Origin of the sequence: Capnocytophaga endodontalis (genome assembly GCF_002209445.1) — a bacterium.
GTDB classification, from domain to species: Bacteria; Bacteroidota; Bacteroidia; order Flavobacteriales; family Flavobacteriaceae; genus Capnocytophaga; species Capnocytophaga periodontitidis.
This window is the reverse complement of record NZ_CP022022.1, coordinates 110,603-137,238: the sequence shown is the minus strand read 5'-3', so window position 1 is coordinate 137,238 and position 26,636 is coordinate 110,603. Positions and strand designations below refer to the sequence as shown.

Here is a 26,636-nt window from a genome sequence, read left to right as displayed (position 1 = left end):
ATTAACTGATAAGAATTTCTTCTATGGCATTGAGTTCTGAGGGTAAAAAGGTTTGTATACTCTTGTCGTGAATTAAGTATATCTTTTCACAAGTCTGTAAGGTTTCTAAAATATGAGAAGCAATCAATACGATGTGATTAGCAGCCAACTTGTTTAACAACTGTTTGATATGCAATACCGAAGTAATATCCAAACCGTTGAAAGGCTCATCAAAAATATAAAGGGTGTAAGGCTTTTGTAATACAGCATTACAATATACTTTCTTCCGCATTCCTGTAGAAAGCTCTCGAATGAGAAGTGTTTTATCTACTTCAAAAGGCATAGCCTCTTCTGGTTTTATTCCTAATAACAAACGAAAAAACGTATAAAACTCGGCTACTGTAAGATGTTCGTACAAATAAGGTTCAGTAGGTAAAAAACCAATATCTTCTGGCATTAATCTCCTTTCGCAATAACGTACTTCTCCTTTAAAAGGGGTTAAACCCGATAAACATTTAAAGAAAGTTGTTTTTCCAGCACCATTTTTCCCCACTACTCCATAGAGTCCGTTCTTTGGAATAGAAAGTTGTATATTTTCAAGTATTTTTCTATCGGAATAGTGTTTTTCTTGAATGAGAATCTCCAGCATATTGTAGTTTTTTAATCTTTTGTATAGCCAAATAATAAAAATAAGGAATCGCAATAAGCGGAATGATATAAATTGCCCCTGCACTAATAGCTGCTAATGCAAAGAATTGCCATAAAGGGTTTTCCCAAAAAGTGTATTTAGTAATTACCCCCAAAATAGGAAAAGCGACAAACAAAGGTAGAATTGCTATATTCTGCGTTCCAAAGCCTATAAAATAAGTGATGATCAAGGGGGCAAAGAGTATCATTGTATTCAATAGTCCTGCTTTGAGTTGTTCGCGTAAGTATATTTCTCCTTTGTGATTTGCTACTGCTATATGCGGGCTAAATTCCCTTTCAAAATAGGGGACATAAGCGGTAAAAGCCATTGCTCCTAAAGCAAAAAGTGCTACGTTAGGATTCTCGTATATACGTCCTATTATCACAAGAGCTATAGTGAGAGGTAAGGCAATGATGAGTTTATACTTGCGGGAGGCGATATGCCAAGAGGGATCAGTAAGTGAGAAAGGGTATTTGAGAGTGAAGTTTTTTTGGGGTAAGTAACTTATAAATACAAAGAATAATAGAATTCCAATAACTGTTGAGAAATCATTCTTTAACAACATAAGAATGAAAAAAGGCAGACTTTCGATTACATATTCCGCAATGAGAATTGCTCTATAATGCGAGTGTGCTTTTAGCAGCGATATATCTTTGCGAGTGTTGTGATAAGCAAAAGTACTCAAGGGCAAGCTCCAAAGGGCGTAGTGCCAAGTTTCATAATGCTGGTATAAGCCTAATAAGGCATAACATAACACACCCAATAGCAATCCCATAGTGAGCAAATCGTCTTTGGGGAAGAGTTTGCGATAGTAGATATAAGCGAGGTAGAGAGCGAGGTGCAACATTCCTTACATTTTATGTATCCAAAATTCGGGGTTGAGTCGTGTGGTGTTTTTGTATAAAAAGAACTTCATTTCGGTTTTGCCATTGCTATCGGTGAAGATTTTACCTAACGCTTCTTTAGCTTTTACCTTATCTCCTTTCTTCACATATACATCGGTAAGATTGTAATAAATAGTAATGTAATTCCCGTGACGCACTTGCACTACCTTGTTGCTACCAGGGATAGATTGTATCGCCGATACCTCACCTTCAAACACACAACGGGCTTCAGCACCTTTTTCGGTGGCGATGGTTACCCCATTGTTATAGTGTTGTAATTCAGGGTATACGGGGTCGTAGTACACGCCGAAACCTTGTGATTTATACCCTTTGACTACAGGCCATATCAAGTTGCCTTTGTTGGCTTCAAAACTATCGGCGACACGGCGCGACTCGGGGGTGAGGACAAAAGATACCTCGGCATCAGAAGCTGATGGAGGGGTAGAGGTGGTCATTCCGCCTTGTGAGGTTTGTGTTTTAGGGGCATTACCCTTGGCGCGGTTCAGGGCTGCCAAACGCTCTTTTTCACGTTTGTTAGCCTCGATAATTGCCAAGCGGATGAGGCGTTGTATTTCGCGGTCGATGGCGTTGGCTTGTTTTTGTTTTTCGCGTATTTGAGCTTCGTAACTGCGTTCTACCGTACGGATATTAGCAGCGAGGGTTTCTAATTCCTTTTTCTCAGTCTGCAAGGTAGCTTGTTCTTGGCGTTGTTCTTCAAGCACTTGGTTTTTAGTATTCCGTTGAGCTATGAGGGTATCGTTGAGGCTCTTAATCTTGTCGGTTTTTGTTTGGATGAGGGTAACTTGTTCTTTGCGGTAGTTCACGTACTGTTTCATATAAGCCAAACGCTTGTAGGCTTGAGAGAAACTTTCGGATGAGAGCAAGAAGAGCAATCGGTTTTGAGCGGATTTACTTTTGTACGACTGTTTGATAATTTTGGCGTATTCGCTTTTGTGGTATTCTAATTCTTTTTTGAGGGTGCGCATTTGCTCCTCGTTATCGGCGATTTCTTTAGAAAGCAGATTTGCCTGCTGCTGATTGATTTGTATCAGGCGGGTGCGCGCTAATATTTTCTCGTTAGCGACTTCTATTTGTTGCACGGTAGTTTTGTGTTGCTGACTTTGTTGTTGGCGCAATGCCGACATCTCCTTGATTTGTTCAAGCAGTGCCTTTTTGCGTTGTTCTAATTCTTTTTGCTTGGTTTGTGCTGTGAGGAGCAGTGGGAAGCAAAGCAAAAAGAGTGTTGTTTTTAGTATATTCATAATGTGATGTAATTCACAAGACTGTTACAGACTTTGACAAAGTATCAATTTTTAATGGTTATTTCTTTCATTCCTGAAGGGATTTTAAAGGGGAATGAGAGATTTTTATCGAGGTCTAAACCTTTGAATTCTAAAGAGATTTGGGTGTTGCTATCGCCTTCGCTGGCAACTATTTTGATAGTGTGAGGCAAGAGGAGTTTGTCTACTTGTTGATAAGTGTAAGTAGCAGTAGCTTTTTGTTTGCCACCTAAATGATTCACTTCGGTAACACCTACGCGGTAGTTATCGGGCAAAAAACGGTAAATCGCTTCTATGGGTGATTCGCCAGTGACTTCGATGTTATACATATTGTTGTCCTCATTGAGGAGCTTGATAGTGCCTTCGCCTTTAAAGCTGAGACTGTAAAGCGCATTGCCTAACAGAAGATTTTGCAATTCGGTAAAGCCTACCTCTACCCCTAATAACTTACTGATATAGCTAAAGTCACCGCTGAAGTACGAGCTGTCTAAACGGTTGTAATATTCGGCTTTTTCGGGGGTGATGAGTGCTTTGGCAATGCCTAAAGGAGCAGAAATCCATATTGTTTTATCTTTTTCCATACGGAAAGAAAGAGGCAGGCTTTGTTCGTTTTTACCGTCGTTATAGGTTACCTGCAAACTCCCGCTCAAGGTATTGAAAGAGGGGAATGATTTTAGGTGGTGGTTGATAATTTCTTTGGATTGTTTATCAACGCTAACTTTTCCTGCGGGAGTTACCAAATTTTGTTTGGTTTTACAACTCACCAATAAGATAGTTGTAAGGATTAAGATGATTTTTTTCATAATATTTTGTCGATTTGCCAAAATGAGGGTTCTATATAGAAAACGGTATCTATAAAGAAAAGTGAGCCGTTACGAGTGAGGACGTTTTCGTCGTGAAGGTCTTCTAATATGATACCTAATTCGGGATTGCGATAGTCGTTATTTCGGATATTTATAAAACCATTCAGTTTCATAAAAGTTTTCACTTCTTCTAATGAAGTAGGGGTGTCTTCTTTGATAAAATCTTGTTTTACCACTGCATAAAGTGTGCCGTTATCTTTGTGAAAACCTTTTAATTCATAAGCTGTATCAGGGAAAAAATAGTTGTTCAGCAATAAATTATTGAAATAATCTATCCACGAGGTGTAGTAAATAGCATCGTTGAGTTTTAGTACTTCTTTTTCATTGTTCAAATACACTTTTTGCTCAGCACCTTCCGATACAAATAGTGATAAATCAACAGAATACCAAAGGTGTTGTGTTTCTATCCATTTGATAAGGCGCGCTGTTTCTTCATTTTTGAAGTGCTTCGCTCCCTCACTCGGCGAGCTTGAGCTCTTGCTTCTTCTAAGGTAACGGGTGGCTGCTTGGATAGTATCTCCATAGCTAACTTTGCCCGTTCCGCAAATGATAGTTTGTAACTCATATTTCAATTTGTTAATTTCCAACTCTGCTAAATTGCTAATTTCCTCCAGTACTTCCAAAGCCTCCGGCTCCTCTTTCGGTATTGGAAAGTTTGGTAACTGTTTCGAAAGAGGCTTTTGCGTATGCAGCAAATACCATTTGGGCGATGCGGTCGCCGTGGGCAATGGTGAAGGGTTCGTTAGAGAGGTTTACGATGGGTACTTTCACTTCGCCGCGGTAGTCGCAATCAATGGTGCCAGGGCTGTTGATCACAGTGATACCGTGCTTGATAGCCATTCCGCTACGAGGGCGCACTTGAGCTTCATAACCTTCGGGGATTTCCAAAAATAAGCCAGTAGGCACAAGAGTACGTTCTAAGGGTTGCAGGGTGATATTGCTATCGGGGAGATTGGCGCGGAGGTCTACCCCTGCAGCTCCTTCGGTTTGATAGGAAGGAAGCTCGTTATTAGATAAGTTTTTAATTTTTACAATCATTATTTTTTAGTTGTTATATCGTTTACGAACTCGGCAAATTGCGAAAGAGGTGATTTTTTACCATTTTCAAAGAGTATAAAAGGTTCTTCACCTATAAAGCCGAGGGTCATTCCTTTTTCTTGAAAACTTTCGACATCGTCGAACTGAGGAGAGAAAACTTCTTCTCCTTTTGCATTTACAAAGCCCCAAAGCTCGTCTTTACATACGGCAGCCATTTCGTTGCAAAATTCGATCACTTCATCATATTGCAGAGGGACGATTTCTTCGCCTTGGGCATTGATAAAGCCCCATTTTTCAGCAATCATTACGGCAGCAAACTCGCCCTTGTCGTCAAATTCGGCGGCTTCGTCGTATTTTAGTTCGCAAATAAGTTCGCCTTGAGCATTGGCAAAGCCCCATTTATCGTTTTTCAGTACGGGAGTAAATCCGTTGTTAAAACCTATGATTTCATTGTATTCAAAAGGGATAATCACCTCGTCGTTTGGGTTGATAATACCCCAATACTTGTTGTGAATCACTTTAGCTACACCATCGAAAAAGCCCTCAGTTCCCTCGTATTTATAAGGGATTACGAGTTCGTTTTTCTTGTTGATGAAACCCCAAAGGTTGTTTTTCTTCACAGGGGCGAGACCTTCGCTAAAGGAATCGGCATCGTCATAAACAAAAGGAATTACTTCTTTGCCTTTGGTGTTGATAAAGCCAGCTTTACCATTGATTTTTACGGCAGCCATACGGGCTGAAAATCGGTCGGCATCGTCGTAAATCACGGGGATTGTGAGTTCGCCTTTGGTATTTACGAAGCCAAATTTTCCGTTTTTCTTCACTTTGATAAGCCCTTCAGAAAAAGTAAAAACTTGGTCGTAGTACACAGGAACAATTTCTTTGCCAGCAGTGTTGAGCACGCCCCAAAGATTGCCTATTTTCACAGCAGCTGTTCCGTTGATAAAAGGGAAGGTACCATCGTATTTAAACGGGCATATTTCTTTGCCATTTTGGTTTACGAACCCCCATTTGCCATTGCGTTTAGCAGCAGCGAGGTTGTCACTGGTTAGGATTTGAGATTCTTCATAGTTTTTTCGCCACAATTCTTGCGGTATTTCCATTCGTTTTCGTTTTTCTTTATTATTGGGGGCAAAGGTACGAATAATTTGTCAATTAGCAAATTAGCAAATTAGTAAATTGGTGGTGGAAAATGTTACATATTGCGACCTTGTTCATCGGGGTAGAGGGTGTGTACGGGGTCGCTTTGCCAATAGTCGCGGGTGTCGATATCCATAATAGTGATGCGCCCTTTGAAGGCAGCCCCCGTATCTACATTGGTTACACCGTTGAAAGAAAGCGGTTTATCAGTGCCTAATCGGGTGGTGGGGGTATGCCCGATGTATATTTCGGTATAGAGTTTTAGTCGGTTAGGGAAATGCGGGTCGGTTGGGGAGAGGTTACAACTTTGGGCGACTTCCCAAAGGGTTCTATCCCAATAGAACATTTGTTCAAAATGTTCGTGGGCGATGCCACGCAGGTTGGTAAATCCGGCGTGGAGGAAGAGTCGATTTTTGCTGTCTAAGTAGTGATTTTCAAGCTCGGTTAAGAAGTTGAGGTGAGCGTTGCGGCGTTCGTGAGAGACATTGCGGTAGGCTTTTTCGGTAGCTTTGCCGCCGTGTAAGCGCCAAAGGGTATCCATAGGTTTCCCTAAGAGGAAATCGTAGCATAAGGCATCGTGGTTGCCGCGCAAAAAGAGGCAGCGGTGTGTTTGGCGATAGCCGATGAGAAAATCCAATAGTTCAGGGGTTTCGCTCCAGCCATCGGCGTAATCGCCGAGGAAGATAAGGAAGTCGTCGTTCTGAATATCAGCGCGTTGCAAAACTTGAATAAGGGCACGAGGAGCGCCGTGAATATCGCCAATAACAAGAGTTCTCATTGTAATAAAAGGGTATTGATGAGGCAAAAGTAGCAAAAATATTTGGATTTTAGAGATAAAATGTTTTTATTTGCGGACTAAAAACTATATAAGCGATGGAATTAGGTAACAAACACAAATGGAGTACCGTTACGACGGTAGGTTTTGCGCTTTTTGCGATGTTCTTTGGAGCGGGCAACTTGATATTACCCCCTTTTATAGGGTTAGAGGTAGGCAATGAGTGGCTGTGGGCACTTTTGGGCTTTTTTATCACGGCTATTATCGCCCCATTTTTAGGCGTGCTGATGGTAGCCAAAGCAGGTACGAACTTCACTCATTTAGGCAATCGCATTCACCCAGAACTCATAAAATGGCTTACGCTGTTTGTGATATTGTGTATTGGTCCGCTGATTGCCATTCCGCGTACGGGTTCTACTACTTTTGAGGTAGGGATAGCCCCTTTGTTACCCGATTTGCCTAAAATTGCATTTTTAGTGGTGTTTTTTGGGATGGTTTTAGTGCTTTCTATCTCTAAATCGAAGATTGTGGATATTATAGGGAAGTTTCTGACGCCTTTTTTACTGATAGTCTTGGTATTACTCATCGCTTTGGGCATTCTCTTCCCTTTGCACCACACGCTTCCATCGGATTTTACCGCAAAAGATAGTTTTGTTTTTGGTTTTACTGAAGGTTACCAAACGATGGATGTACTTGCCTCAGTGATTTTTGCGGGGATTATCATTTCGGCAGTGAGTGAAAAAGGCTATCGTTCACCCGAAAAGCGGTCTCATATCACATTGCTCTCGGGCAGTATCTCCACGATATGCTTGCTCTTTATCTACGGCGGACTCATCTATTTGGGAGCAACTTCGGGCTATCTTACTGATAATGAAGTTTCACGCACCGACTTGCTATTGTATATTTCTCACTCGGTATTAGGGCGCTGGGGAGCGATGGCAGTTGCTCTAGCGATGGGTTTGGCTTGTCTCACAACGGCTATTGCGCTCACCTCGTCGGTAGGGAGTTTTTTTGAGGAACTCACCAAAGGTCGCTTGCCGTACAAAGCAGGGGTAATACTCTGCACACTTGTTTCTATAGTGCTTTCTATCAACAAAGTAGATAGCATTATACAATATGCGGCTTATATATTACTGTTTTTATATCCTATTGTATTCACAATCATTTTGGAAGTGTTGCTCTTTGGCAATACTGTAAAATCGCGTACTCCTTATCTCGTGAGCATTGCTGTTACTGCTGTGTTATCGTTTATCGACAGTTGTAAAACTTGGGGAGTATCATCATTAGAGCAGGTGTATGCACTCAAGGCGTATCTTCCGTTAGATAGCTATTCGTTAGGGTGGTTGTTGCCATCACTATTGGCATTTTTAGGAGCAGCGGTGCTACAAGTAAGAGGTAAGAGATAAGAGGTAAAATGAAAACATTCTATTTATACATAGTATTGCTACTTAGTTTGGGCTGTAAGGCTCAAGAGTTTGATTTGCGCGGTATGAAACGCTTTGATGAAAAGGTTTTTAAGGATTGGGAAGTGGATACTTCTAAATTAGTTTTCCCTGGCACTACTTATTTGAAGAAAGGCAATGATAGAGTTGAGATAAGTATAGGCGAGAAGTCCAAACAAATAAAACTAACAAACATCATAGATCCCTATATGTATGTTTATAGGTATTATCCTAAGACTAATATACTAATGCAAGAAACCAAATTTTTCTATAGTGTACTTATAGGGAAAACTTATACTTATAATGAAAAAGGGAAACTTATCAAAGAAGAAAATTGGGATGCCCCTTATAAAGTATCTGTTGAGGAGCTTATAGCAATTTGCAAACAGAAATTGAATTTAGATTTAATGGATATCTCTTTAGATTTAACAATTCATAGATATGATAAAGAAAATCCCATTTATATTATTAGAATTCCTGATCCTGATACAATGACAGGTATAGAAGCCAAATATATTACCATAAGTGCTGACAATGGTGAAATTCTTTTAGAAAAAGAAATACATTCAAAAGAGGAATTTAAAAAATCTATAGAAGAGATATACAATCCTTCTTCAAATAAAAAATGAAAACATTCTATCTATACATAGTATTACTACTTAGTTTGGGCTGTAAGGCTCAAGAGTTTGATTTGCGCGATATGAAACGCTTTGATGAAAAGGTTTTTAAGGATTGGGAAGTGGATACACAATATGTTCAAATGTATGATTGGGATAGATTCTTAAAAAAAGGAGATGAAAGGGTTAGGATTATCAAAACGGATAGTTTTATTCAAGTAGAATTTAGTAACATTGCAAATCCTTATAAAAATAAATATAAGTATGATATCCGCACCAAACGTCTGATTCTACAATCTTATTTCTTCTATAATTGCCAAATAGGTATTTGGAAAAATTGGAGCAAAACGGGCAAGTTAATTAAAGAGGTAGATTATGATGAACCCTATAAATTAAGTGTAAAAGATATTATAACACTAGTAAATCAAAAATTTAGTATTGATTTGTTGGATATGAATTTGCTTTTAAATGTAGATAGGTACAATAGAAGCGTTCCTATTTATATTATTAGTATTACAAAGCCTAATACAAGAGGACAAGAAATTAGGTATATAACCATAAGTGCTGATAATGGTGAAATTCTTTTTGATAAAATGTTATCTTCAGAAAAGGATTTTAATGATAATATGAATGATATATATCGATTAGAAGATAAGGAAAAATAAGCTTCTAAACCTCCCCTTCCACGATAAATTTTATCTAATAGTTTTGGTAATCTAAAAAATATATGCAAGATGAAAACATTCTATCTATATACATTATTGCTATTTAGTTTGGGCTGTAAGGCTCAAGAGTTTGATTTGCGCGATATGAAACGCTTTGATGAAAAGGTTTTTAAGGATTGGGAAGTGGACACTTCTTTTTCTCCTATTCCCAACACTAAATTTTTAAAAAAGGGGAATAACAAGGTGAAAATCACTAAGGGAGATAAAATTATTGAAGTGGAGTTAAGCAATGCGACAAATCCATATACTTATCTGTATACTTATGATGCAAAACAAAAGAGACAAGTATCAAGAGGTGAGAAATTTCATAGAATGGAAGTTGGTATTTGGGAATATTTTGATAGCAACGGGAAATTGCAAAAGAAAATAGATGCTGATGAGGGATTTTCTTTTTCATTGAATGATTTGATAAAAAAGATGAAAAAAGAATATGGAATTGACTTGTTAGCTGCTATTCATATCAATATTAGTAGGGGATTTTTTAAAAATCACAGATGTTATCAAATAGCTATACCCACTACTTCTGAATATGAATACGATGTTTATAAAATAGACGGAGAGACAGGAGAGGTGCTATTATCTCCTAAAATATAGGGAACAATTCCTCTACAAGGCAAAATCTACACTAAGGAAGGAAGAATAAGAAATCACAAAGTTATATTGAACTGATATTAAAGTAAAGAAAGGGTACAAAAAAAGCAATACTTTTTAGTATTGCTTTTTTCTTGCTCCCCCTACTGGACTTGAACCAGTGACCCTCTGATTAACAGTCAGATGCTCTAACCAACTGAGCTAAGGAGGAGTATTCTACTTGTTTTTTTCTTAATTGCGGTGCAAAGGTACGACTATTTTTGAAACCTGCAAATTTTTAGGAAGATTTTTTTAAAATATTTTTTGCGTTTGCAGTTAATGTGTTTATTATCAATGGTTATTAATAAGCGTGGTTCGTGCCATTAGATAATGAGAAAGGGGCTGTATAGACTTTGCCAAAGTTTATACAGCCCCCTTTTATTTTGGTATTACTTGTTATTTACAAAATAGTAATAGAACCACGGAATGGTTTCAATACCTTTTAGGAAGTTGAAAATACCGTAGTGCTCGTTAGGCGAGTGGATGGCATCGCTATCTAAACCAAAGCCTAAGAGAATTGATTTGCTGCCCAACTCTTCTTCAAAAAGGGCTACAATAGGGATACTACCGCCTGAACGCACTGGGATAGGCTCTTTGCCAAAACTTTCTTTGCAGGCTTTTACCGCTGCTTGGTAAGCAGGCGTATCGGTAGGGGTTACATAACCTTGTCCGCCGTGATGAGGGGTTACTTTCACACGTACTCCTGCAGGAGCGATGCTCTCAAAGTGTTTGGTGAAGAGCTCGGTAATTTCGCGATTGTCTTGGTTAGGCACTAAGCGCATTGATATTTTGGCATAAGCCTTACTTGGAATCACGGTTTTAGCTCCTTGTCCTGTATAGCCGCCCCAGATACCATTTACATCAAGGGTAGGACGTATAGAGGCGCGCTCAGTAGTGGTATAGCCTTTTTCGCCATATACCTCATCGATATCTAAGGCTTTTTTGTAGGCTTCGAGAGAGAAAGGTGCTTTTGCCATTTCATCGCGTTCGGCTTGTGAGAGTTCTTCTACTTTGTCGTAGAAATGTGGAATGGTCACGCGGTTGTTCTCGTCGTGCAAAGAAGCAATCATCTTAGTAAGCACATTGATAGGGTTCGCTACCGCACCACCGTATAAACCAGAGTGCAAATCACGGTTGGCACTGGTAACTTCTACTTCCACATAGCTGAGTCCGCGTAAGCCGGTAGTGATAGAAGGTGTATCGTTAGCCAGCATACTGGTATCGGAAATGAGGATGATATCGTTTTTGAGTTTTTCGTGGTTGCGTTTTACGAACCAGCTCAAACTTTCGGAACCTACTTCTTCTTCGCCTTCGATCATAAACTTCACATTGCAAGGCAATACGTTGTTTTTCACCATATATTCAAGGGCTTTCACGTGCATAAACATTTGCCCTTTGTCGTCACAAGCTCCACGAGCGAAGATAGCGCCATCGGGGTGAATATCGGTTTTTTTAATCACAGGCTCAAAGGGATCGGATTCCCAAAGCTCAATAGGGTCGGCGGGTTGTACATCGTAGTGTCCATATACCAATACGGTAGGTAGGGCAGGGTCGATAGTTTTTTCGCCATAGACGATAGGGTAGCCAGGGGTTTCACATATTTCTACCTTGTCGCAACCAGCCTTTTCTAAGGCGTTTTTTACGGCATCGGCGGTGTTGAGCACATCCTGAGAATAGGCAGCATCAGCACTAATAGAAGGCATTTTGAGCAGTTCTATCAGTTCCGCAATAAAGCGGTCTTTGTTTTCGTTGATATAATTTTTTACTGAATCCATTATGTATCGATTAACAATTTACAATTAATAATTAACAATTTCTCGTTTTAAAACGCAACAAAGGTACATTATTTTTCTAAAATACCAAAACTTCATCTATAAAAAGCCACGCATCACCGCCTTTAGGAGGGGTTTTGACATTTTTGAGGGTAATTTTGATATAGCGTGCTTCTTGAGAATTGAACTTCAGTGCAAAATCTTTTAAAGAGGGTTTCCCTCTCACTACACAAGGCTCGTTGTGGGTCGCTACTTCACGGTAGTTTTTGCCATCGGTTGAAAGTGAGATTGCAAATTTTATAGGGAAATAAATACCTGAGGATTGAGCATCCATTGCGCCTATACGCACTTCACTTACCTCGGTGGCTTGCTCTAAATCGAGGGTGAGGGTTACATCGTCGCCTAACCAACCGAGCCATTGCCCATCTTGGAAGTTTTTGGTACCACGAACAACATTGGTGAGGGTTGCCTCGCCTTGTCCTTGATATTTTTTGTGATAGACTGGACTATAACTCATTTTTTTACCTATCGCTTTGTGGAATATTACCTCGCCAGTGGTAATGGTGTTAGTCGCCTTTCTGCTGAAAACAGTAGCTTTGAAGGTAGTACTTTCATTGAAAGGAATAGGTTGGGTGTATTTTTCGGCTTTTTCTATGGGGGTGTCGCCTAAAGCATAGCGAATATCAGCGTTAGGGACTTCACACTCTAATTTTAGGAAAATCTTACCATTTTGGTTTTCTACGGTAGGCAATACTTGGTATATAGAGCGTGCATATTTTATTTTCATCACATCTAAACGCTCCATAAAGGTTTGGGTACGATTTATAAAATTGTCCCAATTTTTCAAGTTATCGGGTGTCCAACAGATTTCGGAAAAAGCTAACAAGCGAGGGAAGAGCATATATTCCGAATGTTCGGGGGTAGCTATGTATTCAGCCCATAGATTAGCTTGGGAGCCTAAAACGTTTTTCTCCTCCCCCTTGCCCCCTCCCAAGGAGAGGGAGCTGAGGTTTTCTTTTTCAAGATTGTAGTGGTAGAGTTTTTTCAGTGTTAAATAACCGCCATTAGCTAGGGGTTCATACTCGGGGAGCCCTTGATATTTATTGATATAGAAGTCACTGGTGAGTACCACAGGGTTGCCTTGTTCAAGAGCTTTTTTACCTATATCAATGCCGCGCCAATTCATCACCACTGCATCGTTAGCCAAACCACCGTCCATTATCTCATCCCAACCGACTAAAGTACGTCCTTTAGACACTAAGAAATCGTCTATGCGTTTGATGAAATAGCTTTGCAATTGGTGTACATCTTTTAAGTGATGTTCTTTCATACGAGCCTGACATTTAGGGCATTTTTCCCACTCGGTGTGAGTAGCCTCATCACCACCTACGTGAATGTATTTGCTGGGGAAGAGAGCCATTACTTCGGTAAGTACATCTTCTAAAAAAGTGAAAGTCTCTTCTTGTCCTGCACAATAGATGTCGGTGATAGGCCATACGGCACCTGAGGGCACTCCTATGGGGCGTTTGTGGCAAGAGAGTTCGGGGTAAGCGGCTATGGCACTCATTACGTGGGCAGGCATTTCTATTTCGGGGATTACCGTAATACCACGAGCAGCGGCGTAGGCTACAATCTCTTTGATATCTTCTTGGGTGTAGAAACCACCGTATTTTTTAGGAGCAGAAGCAGGATTGGCAAAGGCGTTGGCAGGGTTAGTGGTGCGCTCATCCCATAGTTTATCTTCTTGGTCTACACGCCACGCACCTATTTCGGTAAGTTTAGGGTATTTTTTTATTTCTATGCGCCACCCCTCATTGTCTACCAAATGGAAATGAAAAGTGTTGAGCTTGAGCATCGCCATACGGTCGAGGGTCTTCAGTATATATTCTTTAGAGAAGAAATGACGAGAAACATCGAGCATCAATCCGCGCCAAGGGTATTGAGGAGCATCAGTGATAGTAACTGCAGGTATGACCCAGTCAGTTTTCACGGGGGTGGGGCTTTCAAACTCTTTGGGTAGTAGCTGACGTAGGGTTTCGAGGGCATAGAGCGCCCCGTTATGGTCGGCTGCGGTGATAGAAATCTTATCAGGTTTCACTATAAGGGTATAGCCTTCTTTTGGCAGAGATTTATCAAGAGAAAGCAGTATATGGCTCGTTTGTATAGCTGCCTTTCTAAAGAACATTCTGAAGCCTGTTGCCTTTTCGTATTGTTCAACAAACAAGTTGGTCACAGGATATAGTTCAGGAGCGGTTACAAAAACGGTTTCTTTAGTAAATCGGAAACTCCCCTTATTTAGGGTCATTGATTGGGGTTTAGGAATGATACAAATATCACTCTCGGTAAACTTCACTGTTTCTTGTTTAAGGGGTTGGCAAGCAATGGTTAAGAGGGCGGTAAGAAATAAAAGTTTCTTCATCGGTATTAGTTGTTAGGGGGTTAAACTTCTTTTTTAAAAGTTGCTCGGCGCGCAAATATAATGGGGTTAAAACTTTTCCAGAGTTGCTGGATAGCGATGTTTTCTTCGAGTTCGGGGGTAATAACACAGTGAGTAACCTTGTTTTTAGAGAATACATCGTAGTAATAATCGAACAAGAGTGCTGGGATACCTTTACTTTGGTATTCGGGAGCAACCCCAATGAGGTAGAACTCAACGGTATCGTGGTGTTTTTTGGCTTGCAATAAGTGCCACCAACCCCAAGGGAAGAGTTTGCCTTTGGCTTTCTGTAAGGCTTTGGAAAAAGAAGGCATTACGATAGCAAAACATATCAGTTTGCCGTCTTTATCTTCAATAAAGCGGATATACTCAGGATTGATAAACGGGATGTATTTCTGTTTGAAATAATCGCGCTGACGATTGCTTACGGGTACGTAAGAAGCTAACTTAGAGTAGGTTTCGTTGTAGAGGTCGAACATCGCATCGACGTGTTTGAGCACTTCTTTGGTAGTGGGGGTATCGATAAGTTTTACGCCATAACGTTTTTTAATGGCTTCGGCTGTTTTTTTGAACAATTCGGGTTTAGCATTCTTTATGAGGAAAGACATATCGATAAAGCCTTTTTCTTTAGTGAAGCCTAATTGCTCTAAATGTTGTTTGTAGTACGGATAGTGGTACCACGTCATCATATTGGAGATATGGTCGTAGCCCTCAGTAAGTAAGCCCACCTTGTCCATACTCGAAAAGCCCATAGGACCTTCGATATATTCTAACTGGTATTCGTGAGCTTTCTCGGCTACTTTGTTGAGGAGTGCTTTGGTAACCTCGATATCGTCAATCATATCGAGCCAGCCAAAACGCACTTTTTTTGCGCCTTGTTTGAGGTCGTGTTGGTTTACGATAGCAGCCACACGTCCTACCATTTTACCTTTTTCGTTGTAAGCGCCGTAGAAGAAGGCTTCGGCATTTTCAAACACAGGATTTTTGGTTTTATCAAAAGATGCCACTTCGTCGTTGATGAGAGGCGGTACCCAATAAGGGTGGTTAGGGTATAGTGATAGAGGGAACTTTACAAATTCGGTAAGTTCTTTTTTAGAGGAAAGTTCTTTAATCGATAGCATTACGTCTGTTTCTTTTAGCTTTTTTCTTATGGTCTATTTTAGTAGGTTCTACTTTTTCTTTGAGTACTTTTTTGATATAGCTATTGTGATTGTCGATGCGGTAAGAAGCGCCTATCAAGCCCATATAACGCTGAGGTGTGTCTTTCCAGCCAAAGCCTACATCGGCATTGAGTTGCAATTTATCAGAGGCTAAAAAGGCTACTCCAAGGCGGGTGATTTGGTCGCGGTATTGCTCGTTATACACTCCTTGTTGTTCGGCAAAAATACTGAACCAACCATTGTCTAAATTATGAGTAACGGTGAGGATATAACTATACTCGGTACTTTCTTTTTTTAAGAATCTATCGGCGATGAGGTTGGCTACGATTACCACACGAGGAATAGGTTCAGCTTGGAAAATAGCAGCTACTTTGGGGGATAGTTGGGGTACTTCCTCATAATAATAACGCTTGTTAGGCAAGAAATTCATACCAGCATAGAGGGCGATAGAGGGGGTGAGGTTGCGCCAGCGGAAGGAATTGTTAGCTTTCCAGCTGTATATATTAGGTTTTTCGTCTAAAAAAGCGGGTTTGAACAACTGGTATTTTGCTCCAATAGTGTTGTTTACAAAGCCAAAATGAGAAGAAGTCTTGCTGTGTTCAACAGTATAATCGTAAGCCAGCGTACCATTGAGCATTACTTCTAATTGTTCTTTAAAGAAGCCATAGCGCACGGCATAATTCACTCCTGTAAAGTTCATAGAAGTGCCGGTTTTTTTATGGTTGCTGCGTTCGTACCACAAGCCTCCTTCGAACTGCAATACGCGAGCCCCTACAGCATAGGCACTTTGAGAATTACCGGGGAGATTAGAGTTGATAATCTCGGTATATTGAGCGGAAGCTGCCATTGGCAACAGTGCGATTAAGAGTAAGGAGAGTTTTTTCATTGTAAATAGAAAATTTTAGGCGACAAAGATAGGAATAATTTGTTAATTAGCCAATTTGTGAATTTGGAAATTAAAAAAAAAGTTGCTTAACAGTATTGTTAAACAACTTTTTTACTCATTATTTGTAACTTGTTATTACTTTTTCTTTTTATTCTCGAAATTTACGGCACAAGAGTCGATTTCGGATACACGGAGGGTGTTTACCATTCCTTTGCCTTGCATTGGCATTGATACGAGACTTATCATTATATCACCCATATCCACATAGCCTTTTTCGTTGGCAATATGGTTGATGTCCTCAATCAATTCATCGGTAGAAACAAAGCGATCGTAGTAAAAGGTGGTTACCCCCCACAAGAGGTTCAACTGGGTGAGGATGCGCTTGTTAGAGGTGAAAATGAGAATGTGTGAATTAGGGCGGTATGACGAAATACGGAAGGCTGCATACCCACTGTTTGTAAGCGAGGTAATTACCTTGGCATTGGTGTCGTTAGCCATTTTCGCTGCGTGGAAACAGATCGTATTGGTTACATAACGCAACGAACGTATAAACGGTGTGATGAGAGGAACTTGGATAAGGTTAGAATCCTCTACACTTTTGATGATACGAGTCATCTGCTGGATTACTTGTACAGGATATTTACCTACTGAAGTTTCACCAGAGAGCATCACCGCATCGGCACCATCCATTACTGAGTTTCCTACGTCGTTCACCTCGGCGCGGGTAGGGGTAAGGCTTGAAATCATACTTTCCATCATTTGGGTAGCGATGATTACAGGGATGTGGTGAGATTTAGCTTTGTGCACCAATTCTTTTTGGATAAGAGGCACTTCTTCAGCTGGGATTTCTACCCCAAGGTCACCACGGGCAACCATAATACCATTACAAGCAGCCATAATCTTATCGATATTTACCAAAGCTTCAGGTTTTTCAATCTTGGCAATGATAGGAATTTCGTGACCGGCGTTTTCTTTGATGAGTTCTTTTAAATCTTGGATATCTTCGGGGTGTCGCACGAATGAAAGTGCAAACCAATCAACTTCTTGAGAAATAGCGAAAAGAGCGTCGCGTACATCTTTTTCAGTAAGAGCGGGGAGTGATACTTTAGTATTAGGTAAGTTTACACCTTTTTTAGATTTGAGAGGGCCACCTTGTACAACTACAGCTACAACTTCGTCTTCACGGTTAGTAGATTCCACTTCAAAGATAAGTTTCCCATCGTCTAACAAGATGCGTTCACCAGGGTTTACATCTTGAGGGAACGCTTTGTAGTTCATATAGGCGCGTTCTTTAGTACCTACAAAAGGTTCACCTGTAACGAAAGTAACGCGGTCGCCAGGGTATACCACAGCATCGTCTTCCATTACCCCTACGCGCAATTTAGGACCTTGGAGGTCGGCGAGGATAGCGGTATGGAACCCGTGTTCTTCGTTGATTTGGCGAATCATTTTGATGCGGTTGCGCACATCGTCGTAATCGGCGTGTGAGAAGTTGATACGGAAGACGTTCACGCCAGCCGCCATCATATCTTTTATCACCTCAGGACTTTCGGTAGCGGGGCCTAAGGTAGCTACAATTTTCGTTTTTTTTGTATTTAACATTCTTGAAAAATCTGTTTATATTTATTATTTAGTGTATCGGTATCAATAGTATAAGCGGTAGTGGCGGGTATTTCGGATATTTTAGAGAGCAGTGAGGTGGTATCGATGCGTCTTTCGGTGTCTATTTTTAGAAAGTAGTCTACTTTTTTAAATTTGTCTATCAGATAAGTAAGGGAGGTTGTACTCTCAAAAAGTGAAAGGGTGTGCATTTCTTTCTCTATTAGTAGTTTGTTGCCTATGCAGTGCCAAGCAGTTCCTAACAAGGGGTTTTCCCAATAGTAATACGAAAAATACTTACCAGAAAAAGTGTCTAACAGACTTGCTTTTTTATTTTCTTTAGTCAATTGCAATTGCAGAGTTTTGTTTAGAAAATAAGCCAAGCGATAGTCGTCTAAAGCTGAATGTACAGCAAAGAGCTTGTAATCACAAGGTAGAATATCTATTAATTTAAGAACTGTAGCCATACTTCTTCACTTTCAGGCGGCAAAGATACGAACTAATTAGCTAATTAGCAAATTAGCAAATTAGAAAATTGTTTTGGCACGGTTTTTGGTCTTAGGTAGTAAAATAATTTAGAAATCGCTATTATATTATATATTCTAAGGCGCGTTGCTGTGATAGTAACGCGCTTTTTTATTTTAGAATCGGAAGCCAAAGCCTATACCTAAAGTGCGGTATTCTGCTGTATCGGGTATTTCATCGGAAAGGATAGGTTTTCCGACCTCAAAACTTGTATATGAAGCATCTATCAATACGCTTACAGTGAATGAATCTTCTACAGCAATAGGGATACTCAACCCTATTTTAGCTTCACCAAAAGAGGCCTTTACTTGTTTGCTCAGCGGGATAAAACCAGATAGTTGTCCGTAAATATCGGCATAAGAAGCCTGAGGGAGCATTCCTCTAACAACGATTCCTGCTTTTAAGGCAGTGGTTACGGGAGCTCTGAAATGGTGAATCCCCACAATACCTCCTACAGCAAAAGAATGGGTGAGTAGGTAATTAGCCGAAAAATCGGTGGAATAAATTACTTTTTCTTTAAACTTGTGTTCTTTTCCATAAGAAGCATCTCTACCCAAATGGTCTATAAAATGAACCCCATAAGCATAAGTAGCTTTTTCTTTTCTCGGGATGTTTAAATTAGCACTTGCTTGGAAAAACCATCTTTTGTCAAAGAAATCTTGAGCGAGAAGCATTGAGGGCAATAAGAAAACTGCAATGTAAACGATATTTTTCATTTGTTACAATCTAAAAATATTCTCAGCAATAGGCAATTTGCCTTTTACATCGTAAATGATTCCTTTTTCGTTTAGGTAATCGGCTATATTCATCTGTAAAAACTCGTTGTGTGCTACGCAAAGTACTACTACATCATTGTTTTTAGGGAGTTTTTCTCTGTTGGTTTCTACTTTTACGGCATACTCTTCCTCAGCGCGATGAGGGTCAGCCCAAGGATCGTATATCACTATGTGAGCAGTGAAATTTTCGAGCGTGCGATAGATGTCTATAACTTTAGTATTGCGAGTGTCGGGGCAGTTTTCTTTAAAGGTAAAGCCCAATAGCAGGATTTTACTATCTTTCACGGGAGAGCCTTGCAAACACAAGCGGTTGATAATCTGGTAAGCGATATAGCCCCCCATAGAATCGTTAGTTTTACGGGCTTCCATCATTAGGCGGGGTGAAACACCGTGGAGTTTGGCTTTTTGTATGAGGTAGTAAGGGTCTACCCCTATACAATGTCCGCCTACCAATCCAGGGCGGAAAGGCAAAAAGTTCCACTTGCTGCTGGCGGCATCTATCACGGCATTGGTATCGATGTCGAGAATATTGAATATTTTGGCAATTTCGTTCATAAAAGCGATATTTACATCGCGCTGAGCGTTTTCTATCACTTTGGCGGCTTCGGCTACTTTGATAGAGGAGGCGAGATAAGTACCTCCAGTGAGTACTGAATTGTAAAGCGCATCGACCTTTGCTGCTATCTCAGGGGTAGAACCTGAAGTTATTTTGCAGATGTTCTCCACCGTGTGTTGTTTGTCGCCAGGGTTGATGCGTTCGGGTGAGTAACCTACGAAGAAATCGCGGTTGAACACGAGGTTTGATACCTTTTCTAAGACAGGTACACACACTTCTTCGGTTACTCCTGGGTAAACTGTTGATTCGTAAATCACAATATCACTTTTTTTGAGCAATGCTCCTACTGTTGCACTTGCTTTGCGGAGTGCAGTAAGGTCGGGTTGCTGATAGAGGTCGATAGGGGTAGGGACAGCCACAATATACACATTGCAATCGGCGGCATCCGCAGGGTTTGTAGTACAAATGAGGTGAGTAGCCAAACGCTCTTTAAGCGTTTCACTACTGATTTCGCCGGTAGTATCTACCCCAGCATTGAGGCTTTGTACACGCACCTTATAAGGGTCGTAACCCACAGTGGGATATTTTTTAGCAAAGAGGCAAGCTAAAGGCAACCCCACATAACCGAGACCTATAATACCTATTTTCATCAATTAACAATTAACAATTAACAATTAATAATTAATATAAAGCTTCTAAAAACTCTTTTTTTGAAACGCTCTCATCAGTGTCAGCATCTTTGACTTCTACTTTCTTTATGAACTTCCATTGGTCATTCTTTTTAATGTAATAATACACTTGGGAAGGATATTTAGAGGCATAAGTACCTTCTTCTCCTTCTATTTTCTCTAAATATTGAGCTGGAGTATATCTACCTATGAGTTTATAATCAGAAAGATGCTGTTCAACTCTATTCTTTAATAATGTATTTATCTTTTTTAAATCTTCTTGGGTATAGTAATAAGAATCGTCTATGCCCTTATATCGAAACTGAGGGGAAATCTTTTCCTTGATCAAGAAATCTTCCCAATACTCCTTTTCAGCAGTTGTTTGAGGTAAATAACATACCATAAATTGACCTTTTTCTTTAACTAAATCACTTTTTAAGGGAAAACGATTTACTAATTCAAAGAAAAAATAGTTATTAGGCAAAGTATTAAGTCCCTCAATTCCTTCTAATGTAGTTTTATCAGGTTGAGAGCAGCTTGTCTGAAAAATAACAGCAGCTAATATTATAAATGTTCTTTTTATTTTCATACTACTAATCTCTGTTATATTCTTCGAAAGGGGTATTGTTTAAATTATCTACTCTCTGTTCCTCACCATTTTTATCTACACATACTCTTTTGACAGCTAATATGTTATTCGTTTCTGGATCAATAGCAAAAGTAGTATACCTAAATAACACAGGTATTGAGGAATAGTTTTCTTTGATTGTAAAAGTATTGTTCTCAAAAGTAATCCCCATAAAACCCTTTGCTTTAGACATAGAACCATCGTTAGATTTGTAATAACCATTATATGGGAACATATCGTTTATAAGTTCTTTAAAAGAACCTTTTTTACTAAGCCTTATTCTTGTTACAAAATAAGATCCTCTATTTAAATTGTTTTTAGGTTGGTAGATGAGTATGGAGTCGTCTATGCCATCACCATTTAAATCTTTTTTCTTTGAATAGACAATTTTATCTATGCTATTATCTCCAAATACTAAATCTCGCCATTTACCTCCTCTTTTAACAAATACATCAGCAAGAGAATACCTATCTGTTCTATCAGAATCACTTAAATCGGCATTTGCTTTGATGAGTAGTTTAGCCATTTCGTAGTTGTTCTTTTCATAAGCTATCAACAGAGGTGATTCCCAAAAATAGTCTTGTGGATAAGGTAGCGGTACACTTTCGGGGGAAGCTCCTTTTTGTAATAAATAAGTTACTACTGGTAGGCTGTTGGATTTACAAGCTATGATAAGAGGACTTGTTCGAAGAATATATTTACTTCCTGGTACGTAATAATCACCTTCTCCAAGTTTTGAACGTCCTTTATAAAAAACGTTTTCAAAGAGATATTTTACCAAGGGTAAGTTGCCACTTTCAAGAGCAACTAAAAAAGAATCGAATTTTTCCTCTCCTTTTTGTTTAGCAGAATGTTTATCTGCTCCTTTTGCAAGAAGAGTTTTCACAGCTTCTAAATCACCATTTTTGCAAGCTAACCCCAATTGAGTGTATTGAAAGCCATCTTCATTAAAGCAAAAATCATCGATATTAGAAGTATCTTCTTCCACGGTTTCAGTGACTGTGGTGGCTACACTATTGTCATACTGAACTTGCCGTTGTTGGCAAGTGCTTAACAACAGAAATGAGTATAATATGAGAAAAGTTGTTTTCATTTTTTAAATCTTTCTTGATTTATATATTATCTCGTTTATTTTTTTAGGATCATAATCTTCAAAAAGGATTTCTCCAAAGTCTTTTTGTGTTGCTTGAACATTAGAAGGCTTTCTCTCATCCTGCCAATTGGTGATATGTCCAAATCGGTGTAGAACAATCTTATTTTTACTATATTTAAAAGTGATATACTTTTCAGCGGTATAATTTCCAGGTACTTCAGTATTTAATTCAATAGTGAAAAAATTGTCTTTAAAAGCAATTCTCTTGAAGAAAAAACCTTCCATACTTGGATAGATTTTTTCATTGTGGAAGAATTTGTACTTATCACCTCCTTGATGAATTAACAAAATAACAGGGGCAACCAAAGTCTTATGGTCATCAGACTTTAAATCGTTGTTATTTTTAAAAACAAGAAAGATATCTTTATCACCATCTTGATTGAGGTCGTGTAGATACATTTTTTTCAGCGTAAAGAGCTTAGATTTTTGTATGTGATTGATGACCTCAGTAATATTTTTAAATTGAATCATCTCCCCATTGTCATTTTGAATGATCCCCTCTTCTGTTATGACGATGTCCTTAGGAGTGGTAATATTGGGAGTCTTATTAAAAATCCATTCTTTTATTTTTTTATCATCTAAAAATAAAGACGCTCCTAACTCATTATGGATAAAATTAATATGAGCAATACTCTTAAGATGCACAGTGTCTAATATACGGAATTTTTCTACATCTTCATTTGAAAGAAACTTTTCTAAACTAAAAACAAAATAATGATAGTGCAATGGTTTGTAAACACTATAACAAAGACTATCAGATTTAAAATGACTGCTATTTTTTATACATTCATAATCAGAAAGCTCATCACCGGCATAAAATTCTTTTCCTATAAAAATTTCATCTTTTGATGAATTTTCTTTATCCAAGGATTGCTTTTCCTCTTTCTGGAAAGAACAATTATGCAACAGGAATAAACTTAAAAAGGAAATTATTACCTTCATCATTTTTTGAGTAAGATTCTTAGTTTTTAATATCAGTTGTCATACCAATAACGTTCATATTTTTTACCTCCTTTTACTCCATAAAAGTACTCATCAGGTTCTTCTGAAGAGCTGTAATCACTTGGAGGCGGGCAGTCATATATCAACTTGTTTAAAGGCTCTTTTTTGAGTTTGTTATCCAATATTGAGAAAATATGTTGAATCTCAAAAAACTCTTTATTGTTTGTAATATGATATTTTCCTATGGCAATTCCAAAAGAATGTCCTTTTTTATCTAACTGACAGACAGCATAATCATTTGTTGGAAAGACTTTTACTACGCTTTTTATCACTTCCTTACCATTTTCTTTTTTAGTGATAAGTACGAGTCTTTCTCTTTGTTTACTATTAGTATAAGTGTAATCAGAAAAACTCTTTAAAACCACCCATTCTGAAACTAATACATTGCCATAAAGCACCTGTCCTCCTCCATCTATAAAAAACTTGTTGTTTAAGCCAAATATTTTGGCTAATTTCTCAGAGCGATAAATCATCGTTCTACTGACCTCTTTTGAAGATTCTGAAAAGTCAGATAAATCTTGAAAAGAGATATAAGGGAGGTCGTTTTTTATTTCTTGAGCAATTGCTAAAGCAAATACAAAGAATGTGATAGTTGTTAAGATTTTTTTCATTGATTATTTATTTTAAGAGCTATCGGACAAGTCGGACGAGGCAGACAAGTAGGATGGGAGCGGATAGAGGATTTTTAATTGATTATCTATCAAAAATTAAATAACCTTAACGTTTCAGGGTCATAATTTTCAAAAGAGACTTTTCCAAAGTCTTTTTGAGTTCGAATTATATCAAAATCATCAGATGCATTGTTGAAAATATTTGAAACCTCTACTTTGTAAAGAAAAATTTCATTTGTTTTATAATCTATTGAAAAAGTAGTGTATTTTATTTGTATTGGATCTGTAGAGGTGTTTTCTTCAATAGTGAAAAAACGATTTTCAAAAGAAATATCTCTAAATCCTTCTCCGCTTGTAATGGTTTTATTAATTATCTTACTATTAAAAAATAGTTTTTCTCTATTTTTATTACTTAAAACTATCTTTATGGTCACAAAAAGATCATCATTTCCTGAATCATAAACAATAAACCTATCCTCAATGCCATCTTTGTTTATATCCATTTTTTTCCTAAAAAGAATCTTTCCTAAATCACTATCATCATCACTAGGCATTACATCTCTTTTCCCCGCTAAAATATCATCATTTAATATTTTAGAAATTACAAAATGCCCGTCCTTATCTTTTTCTAATAAATAGTCTACACAAGTTTCTTTTTCATAAGTGTCTCCAAATAGTAAAAAACAACATCTGTATTCATTTTTGTTTTCTAAAGGTGTTATTTTTAATGTACTATTGAGAACATCAGCAAAAAAATCTTGCCCATTTATAAAAGGGTCGTAATCTAATGTCATATCAGCATATAGTTCATCAATCTTTTCCAACAATTGCTTGGAAACATATTGCTTGAAAAGTACTTCTCGGTTATCTAACGAACCATTATAAACAGATGAATAAAATGCTTTTAAAGTTGCTATAGCAACTTCTGTATCTGTAGATTCAGCGGCTACATTATTAGCGTTCTTCTTATCTCTACAACTAATAAAAGCCATTAAAATAAATATGATAATAATTCTTTTCATAAGTATAAAAAATGTCAGACAAGTCGGACGGGGCAGACGAGTAGGATGGGGGAGGGGAGATAGTGCTGCCCCCTGAAACCTGAGACCTGACCCCTAAATCATATTATACTGCTTCAGTTTTCTGTACAGAGTGCGTTCGGAAATTCCTAAAGCCTTAGCTGTTTCTTTGCGTTTGCCATCGTTGTGTTCTAACGATTTGCGTATCATCTCACGCTCTTGTTCTTGGAGTGAAAAACGCTCTTCTTCAGCAGCTTCCTCGTAGTCGTACACTACTTCGTGAGGAAGGATTTCTTTTTCGGCAGGTGTTACAGGTAAAAAAGCAAAAGAGGGAGGTGTGGGGTCGTTTTTGCGAGTGTCGTTGCCATAAATGCGATGGATGAGACCTTCGTTCTCTTGTTGTACTTGGGGGGAATTGCCGTGTTGTAGTAGCTCGAGAGTGAGTTTTTTCAGGTCGTTGAGGTCGTTTTTCATATCGAAAAGCACCTTGTAAAGCAGTTCTCGTTCGTTGCTAAAATCACTATCTGAGCGGTTTTGTGCAGGGACAATTGAAGGCAGATTTGTCCCTTCGTCGGGTAGGTAAGAGCGCAAAAGGCTTGCGGTGATGTCGCGGCGTTGTTCCAGCACTGAAATTTGTTCGGCTACATTGCGCAACTGGCGTATATTACCGCTCCAGCGGTAGTTTGTAAGCAATTGTACAGCATCTTCACTGAGCCTTACGGGAGGCATTTTGTATTTTTCAGCAAAATCGGAAGCGAACTTGCGGAAGAGCAGATGGATATCCTCTTTGCGTTCGCGCAAGGGAGGCAAGTGTATTTCTACGGTGCTGAGTCGGTAATAGAGGTCTTCGCGGAAACGTCCTTTTTTGATAGCTTCTTGCATTTGTACATTGGTAGCTGCCACGATGCGCACATTGGTTTTCTGTACTACTGAAGACCCTACTTTGATGAACTCACCATTTTCGAGCACCCGCAAGAGGCGCACTTGAGTAGTGAGAGGCAGTTCGCCCACCTCGTCTAAGAAAATAGTACCGCCATCGGCTTCTTCAAAATAACCACTACGGGTAGCAGTTGCCCCTGTGAAAGCGCCTTTTTCGTGACCAAAGAGTTCAGAATCAATAGTACCTTCGGGGATAGCCCCGCAGTTCACAGCGATATATTTGCCGTGTTTGCGCATTGAGAGCGAGTGAATGATACGAGGGATGGCCTCTTTTCCCACCCCACTTTCACCGGTGATGAGCACCGAAATATCGGTAGGGGCAACTTGTATAGCTTTTTCGAGCGCACGGTTGAGCTTTGGATCGTTGCCAATGATGCCAAAACGCTGTTTTATTGCTTGTGTATTTTCCACGTTTGTTACTTGAGAGTTTAGAGTTGCAAAGATACAAATAATTAGCAAATTAGCAAATTTGCCAATTCGCTAATTTGTCAATTAATAAATTATTCTTACTTTTGCCGTCTAAAACAATTCTAAATAGTAATTACTATGGAAAAAGTACCTTCTCACCCTCATACCATTGCCGACCTTAAAAAAGGCGAAAAAGGTATCATTCAGGAGTTTGACTGTTGTAAGATACCTCTTAAACTCATTGAATTAGGCTGTTTTGTAGGCAGTGAAGTGGAGGTACTCCAAAAGGCGACTTTTGGCGACCCTATTTATATTCGTATGAATGATGCTTATCTTTCTATTAGAAAAGATATGGCAAAAACAATAATCCTCTCTCCCGTCCTCCTCTCCTAAGGAGAGGGGAGAAGCCTAAAAGATTGGAGGACAAAAAGATAAA

The 26,636-nt window shown here is 38.9% G+C and carries 27 protein-coding genes and 1 tRNA gene; 5 read left to right on the top strand and 23 right to left on the bottom strand.

Annotation, left to right across the window (positions count from 1 at the left end):
- Window position 1: 1 nt before the first annotated feature.
- From CBG49_RS00595 to CBG49_RS00560, 8 genes are all read right to left on the bottom strand, one after another.
- The gene (locus tag CBG49_RS00595; protein WP_088592924.1) at window positions 2–628 is read right to left on the bottom strand and encodes an ATP-binding cassette domain-containing protein; all 627 of its coding nucleotides are present in this window, start codon (window positions 626–628) and stop codon (window positions 2–4) included.
- Window positions 588–1,514 (bottom strand): ABC transporter permease, encoded by a 927-nt coding sequence (locus CBG49_RS00590; protein WP_167372063.1) that lies wholly within the window; start codon window positions 1,512–1,514, stop codon window positions 588–590. The genes CBG49_RS00595 and CBG49_RS00590 overlap by 41 nt, the downstream gene beginning before the upstream one ends.
- A gap of 3 nt (window positions 1,515–1,517) precedes the next feature.
- Window positions 1,518–2,813 carry a murein hydrolase activator EnvC family protein gene (locus CBG49_RS00585; protein ID WP_088592923.1) on the bottom strand — a complete coding sequence of 432 codons (1,296 nt, stop codon included), beginning with the start codon at window positions 2,811–2,813 and terminating at the stop codon, window positions 1,518–1,520.
- 44 nt (window positions 2,814–2,857) lie between these two features.
- On the bottom strand, window positions 2,858–3,634 hold the full coding sequence (gene lolB1, locus CBG49_RS00580) for a lipoprotein insertase outer membrane protein LolB1 (protein WP_009412887.1): 777 nt from the start codon (window positions 3,632–3,634) through the stop codon (window positions 2,858–2,860).
- The gene (locus tag CBG49_RS00575) at window positions 3,631–4,266 is read right to left on the bottom strand and encodes a putative polyvalent protein kinase domain-containing protein (protein ID WP_034555421.1); all 636 of its coding nucleotides are present in this window, start codon (window positions 4,264–4,266) and stop codon (window positions 3,631–3,633) included. The genes lolB1 and CBG49_RS00575 overlap by 4 nt, the downstream gene beginning before the upstream one ends.
- A gap of 28 nt (window positions 4,267–4,294) precedes the next feature.
- The gene (gene dut, locus CBG49_RS00570; protein WP_088592921.1) at window positions 4,295–4,732 is read right to left on the bottom strand and encodes a dUTP diphosphatase; all 438 of its coding nucleotides are present in this window, start codon (window positions 4,730–4,732) and stop codon (window positions 4,295–4,297) included.
- On the bottom strand, window positions 4,732–5,835 hold the full coding sequence (locus CBG49_RS00565) for a WG repeat-containing protein (protein ID WP_088592920.1): 1,104 nt from the start codon (window positions 5,833–5,835) through the stop codon (window positions 4,732–4,734). The genes dut and CBG49_RS00565 overlap by 1 nt, the downstream gene beginning before the upstream one ends.
- A gap of 92 nt (window positions 5,836–5,927) precedes the next feature.
- The gene (locus CBG49_RS00560) at window positions 5,928–6,650 is read right to left on the bottom strand and encodes a metallophosphoesterase (RefSeq protein WP_088592919.1); all 723 of its coding nucleotides are present in this window, start codon (window positions 6,648–6,650) and stop codon (window positions 5,928–5,930) included.
- Between the two features lie 95 nt (window positions 6,651–6,745).
- Between CBG49_RS00560 and brnQ the strand changes: the two genes are divergently transcribed.
- The 4 genes from brnQ to CBG49_RS00540 all read left to right on the top strand — a co-directional run bounded on the left by brnQ (window position 6,746) and on the right by CBG49_RS00540 (window position 10,025).
- Window positions 6,746–8,053 carry a branched-chain amino acid transport system II carrier protein gene (brnQ, locus tag CBG49_RS00555; RefSeq protein ID WP_088592918.1) on the top strand — a complete coding sequence of 436 codons (1,308 nt, stop codon included), beginning with the start codon at window positions 6,746–6,748 and terminating at the stop codon, window positions 8,051–8,053.
- 8 nt (window positions 8,054–8,061) lie between these two features.
- On the top strand, window positions 8,062–8,718 hold the full coding sequence (locus CBG49_RS00550) for a hypothetical protein (RefSeq protein WP_088592917.1): 657 nt from the start codon (window positions 8,062–8,064) through the stop codon (window positions 8,716–8,718).
- Window positions 8,715–9,371: a hypothetical protein gene (locus CBG49_RS00545; RefSeq protein WP_157668334.1), complete on the top strand. Its 657-nt coding sequence runs from the start codon at window positions 8,715–8,717 to the stop codon at window positions 9,369–9,371. The genes CBG49_RS00550 and CBG49_RS00545 overlap by 4 nt, the downstream gene beginning before the upstream one ends.
- Window positions 9,372–9,440: 69 nt before the next feature.
- Window positions 9,441–10,025, top strand: a complete 585-nt coding sequence (locus tag CBG49_RS00540; protein ID WP_088592915.1) for a hypothetical protein — start codon at window positions 9,441–9,443, stop codon at window positions 10,023–10,025.
- 134 nt (window positions 10,026–10,159) lie between these two features.
- Here CBG49_RS00540 and CBG49_RS00535 read toward each other — a convergent pair.
- The 15 genes from CBG49_RS00535 to CBG49_RS00465 all read right to left on the bottom strand — a co-directional run bounded on the left by CBG49_RS00535 (window position 10,160) and on the right by CBG49_RS00465 (window position 26,203).
- Window positions 10,160–10,233, bottom strand: a tRNA-Asn gene (locus CBG49_RS00535).
- A gap of 217 nt (window positions 10,234–10,450) precedes the next feature.
- Entirely contained in the window at window positions 10,451–11,836 is a 1,386-nt protein-coding gene (locus tag CBG49_RS00530; RefSeq protein WP_088592914.1) for a dipeptidase, read from the bottom strand.
- Window positions 11,837–11,912: 76 nt separating this feature from the next.
- Window positions 11,913–14,252, bottom strand: a complete 2,340-nt coding sequence (locus tag CBG49_RS00525; RefSeq protein ID WP_088592913.1) for a glycoside hydrolase family 20 protein — start codon at window positions 14,250–14,252, stop codon at window positions 11,913–11,915.
- A gap of 20 nt (window positions 14,253–14,272) precedes the next feature.
- A complete protein-coding gene (locus CBG49_RS00520; protein WP_088592912.1) occupies window positions 14,273–15,391 on the bottom strand; it encodes a GTP cyclohydrolase in 1,119 nt (372 codons plus the stop codon).
- Complete coding sequence (locus tag CBG49_RS00515; protein ID WP_088592911.1) at window positions 15,378–16,316, bottom strand: transporter; 939 nt, start codon at window positions 16,314–16,316, stop codon at window positions 15,378–15,380. Before CBG49_RS00515 ends, CBG49_RS00520 begins: the two co-directional genes overlap by 14 nt.
- Before the next feature lie 135 nt (window positions 16,317–16,451).
- Window positions 16,452–17,918, bottom strand: a complete 1,467-nt coding sequence (gene pyk / locus CBG49_RS00510; protein WP_088592910.1) for a pyruvate kinase — start codon at window positions 17,916–17,918, stop codon at window positions 16,452–16,454.
- Window positions 17,912–18,382: an IPExxxVDY family protein gene (locus CBG49_RS00505; RefSeq protein WP_088592909.1), complete on the bottom strand. Its 471-nt coding sequence runs from the start codon at window positions 18,380–18,382 to the stop codon at window positions 17,912–17,914. Before CBG49_RS00505 ends, pyk begins: the two co-directional genes overlap by 7 nt.
- Before the next feature lie 174 nt (window positions 18,383–18,556).
- Window positions 18,557–19,156, bottom strand: coding sequence for a hypothetical protein (locus CBG49_RS00500; protein WP_088592908.1), 600 nt, complete (start codon window positions 19,154–19,156; stop codon window positions 18,557–18,559).
- Between the two features lie 3 nt (window positions 19,157–19,159).
- Window positions 19,160–20,422: a nucleotide sugar dehydrogenase gene (locus CBG49_RS00495; protein WP_088592907.1), complete on the bottom strand. Its 1,263-nt coding sequence runs from the start codon at window positions 20,420–20,422 to the stop codon at window positions 19,160–19,162.
- Between the two features lie 31 nt (window positions 20,423–20,453).
- The gene (locus CBG49_RS00490; protein WP_088592906.1) at window positions 20,454–21,029 is read right to left on the bottom strand and encodes a hypothetical protein; all 576 of its coding nucleotides are present in this window, start codon (window positions 21,027–21,029) and stop codon (window positions 20,454–20,456) included.
- 4 nt (window positions 21,030–21,033) lie between these two features.
- Complete coding sequence (locus tag CBG49_RS00485) at window positions 21,034–22,161, bottom strand: ankyrin repeat domain-containing protein (protein ID WP_088592905.1); 1,128 nt, start codon at window positions 22,159–22,161, stop codon at window positions 21,034–21,036.
- Between the two features lie 3 nt (window positions 22,162–22,164).
- Entirely contained in the window at window positions 22,165–23,166 is a 1,002-nt protein-coding gene (locus CBG49_RS00480) for a hypothetical protein (protein WP_088592904.1), read from the bottom strand.
- 29 nt (window positions 23,167–23,195) lie between these two features.
- Window positions 23,196–23,834 (bottom strand): hypothetical protein, encoded by a 639-nt coding sequence (locus CBG49_RS00475; protein WP_088592903.1) that lies wholly within the window; start codon window positions 23,832–23,834, stop codon window positions 23,196–23,198.
- Between the two features lie 89 nt (window positions 23,835–23,923).
- Window positions 23,924–24,856, bottom strand: a complete 933-nt coding sequence (locus CBG49_RS00470; protein WP_088592902.1) for a YqhG/Tai3 family protein — start codon at window positions 24,854–24,856, stop codon at window positions 23,924–23,926.
- Between the two features lie 93 nt (window positions 24,857–24,949).
- Window positions 24,950–26,203: a sigma-54 interaction domain-containing protein gene (locus tag CBG49_RS00465; RefSeq protein WP_088592901.1), complete on the bottom strand. Its 1,254-nt coding sequence runs from the start codon at window positions 26,201–26,203 to the stop codon at window positions 24,950–24,952.
- A gap of 135 nt (window positions 26,204–26,338) precedes the next feature.
- On the opposite strand from CBG49_RS00465, the gene CBG49_RS00460 reads away from it, so the two are divergent.
- Window positions 26,339–26,593 carry a FeoA family protein gene (locus CBG49_RS00460; RefSeq protein WP_088592900.1) on the top strand — a complete coding sequence of 85 codons (255 nt, stop codon included), beginning with the start codon at window positions 26,339–26,341 and terminating at the stop codon, window positions 26,591–26,593.
- The last annotated feature ends 43 nt before the right edge of the window (window positions 26,594–26,636 follow it).

Excerpts from the sequence above, each read along its gene's own strand:
- CBG49_RS00475 (WP_088592903.1), bottom strand. The coding sequence starts at position 23,834 with ATGAAAAAAATCTTAACAACTATCACATTCTTTGTATTTGCTTTAGCA.
- CBG49_RS00495 (WP_088592907.1), bottom strand. The coding sequence starts at position 20,422 with ATGAAAATAGGTATTATAGGTCTCGGTTATGTGGGGTTGCCTTTAGCT.
- CBG49_RS00565 (WP_088592920.1), bottom strand. The coding sequence starts at position 5,835 with ATGGAAATACCGCAAGAATTGTGGCGAAAAAACTATGAAGAATCTCAA.
- CBG49_RS00590 (WP_167372063.1), bottom strand. The coding sequence starts at position 1,514 with ATGTTGCACCTCGCTCTCTACCTCGCTTATATCTACTATCGCAAACTC.
- CBG49_RS00520 (WP_088592912.1), bottom strand. The coding sequence starts at position 15,391 with ATGCTATCGATTAAAGAACTTTCCTCTAAAAAAGAACTTACCGAATTT.
- CBG49_RS00595 (WP_088592924.1), bottom strand. The coding sequence starts at position 628 with ATGCTGGAGATTCTCATTCAAGAAAAACACTATTCCGATAGAAAAATA.
- CBG49_RS00515 (WP_088592911.1), bottom strand. The coding sequence starts at position 16,316 with ATGAAAAAACTCTCCTTACTCTTAATCGCACTGTTGCCAATGGCAGCT.
- dut (WP_088592921.1), bottom strand. The coding sequence starts at position 4,732 with ATGATTGTAAAAATTAAAAACTTATCTAATAACGAGCTTCCTTCCTAT.
- CBG49_RS00485 (WP_088592905.1), bottom strand. The coding sequence starts at position 22,161 with ATGAAAACAACTTTTCTCATATTATACTCATTTCTGTTGTTAAGCACT.
- CBG49_RS00530 (WP_088592914.1), bottom strand. The coding sequence starts at position 11,836 with ATGGATTCAGTAAAAAATTATATCAACGAAAACAAAGACCGCTTTATT.
- CBG49_RS00460 (WP_088592900.1), top strand. The coding sequence starts at position 26,339 with ATGGAAAAAGTACCTTCTCACCCTCATACCATTGCCGACCTTAAAAAA.
- lolB1 (WP_009412887.1), bottom strand. The coding sequence starts at position 3,634 with ATGAAAAAAATCATCTTAATCCTTACAACTATCTTATTGGTGAGTTGT.
- CBG49_RS00585 (WP_088592923.1), bottom strand. The coding sequence starts at position 2,813 with ATGAATATACTAAAAACAACACTCTTTTTGCTTTGCTTCCCACTGCTC.
- CBG49_RS00525 (WP_088592913.1), bottom strand. The coding sequence starts at position 14,252 with ATGAAGAAACTTTTATTTCTTACCGCCCTCTTAACCATTGCTTGCCAA.
- CBG49_RS00470 (WP_088592902.1), bottom strand. The coding sequence starts at position 24,856 with ATGAAAAGAATTATTATCATATTTATTTTAATGGCTTTTATTAGTTGT.
- brnQ (WP_088592918.1), top strand. The coding sequence starts at position 6,746 with ATGGAATTAGGTAACAAACACAAATGGAGTACCGTTACGACGGTAGGT.
- CBG49_RS00480 (WP_088592904.1), bottom strand. The coding sequence starts at position 23,166 with ATGATGAAGGTAATAATTTCCTTTTTAAGTTTATTCCTGTTGCATAAT.
- CBG49_RS00545 (WP_157668334.1), top strand. The coding sequence starts at position 8,715 with ATGAAAACATTCTATCTATACATAGTATTACTACTTAGTTTGGGCTGT.
- CBG49_RS00500 (WP_088592908.1), bottom strand. The coding sequence starts at position 19,156 with ATGAAAAATATCGTTTACATTGCAGTTTTCTTATTGCCCTCAATGCTT.
- CBG49_RS00560 (WP_088592919.1), bottom strand. The coding sequence starts at position 6,650 with ATGAGAACTCTTGTTATTGGCGATATTCACGGCGCTCCTCGTGCCCTT.
- CBG49_RS00505 (WP_088592909.1), bottom strand. The coding sequence starts at position 18,382 with ATGGCTACAGTTCTTAAATTAATAGATATTCTACCTTGTGATTACAAG.
- CBG49_RS00550 (WP_088592917.1), top strand. The coding sequence starts at position 8,062 with ATGAAAACATTCTATTTATACATAGTATTGCTACTTAGTTTGGGCTGT.
- CBG49_RS00490 (WP_088592906.1), bottom strand. The coding sequence starts at position 21,029 with ATGAAAATAAAAAGAACATTTATAATATTAGCTGCTGTTATTTTTCAG.
- pyk (WP_088592910.1), bottom strand. The coding sequence starts at position 17,918 with ATGTTAAATACAAAAAAAACGAAAATTGTAGCTACCTTAGGCCCCGCT.
- CBG49_RS00540 (WP_088592915.1), top strand. The coding sequence starts at position 9,441 with ATGAAAACATTCTATCTATATACATTATTGCTATTTAGTTTGGGCTGT.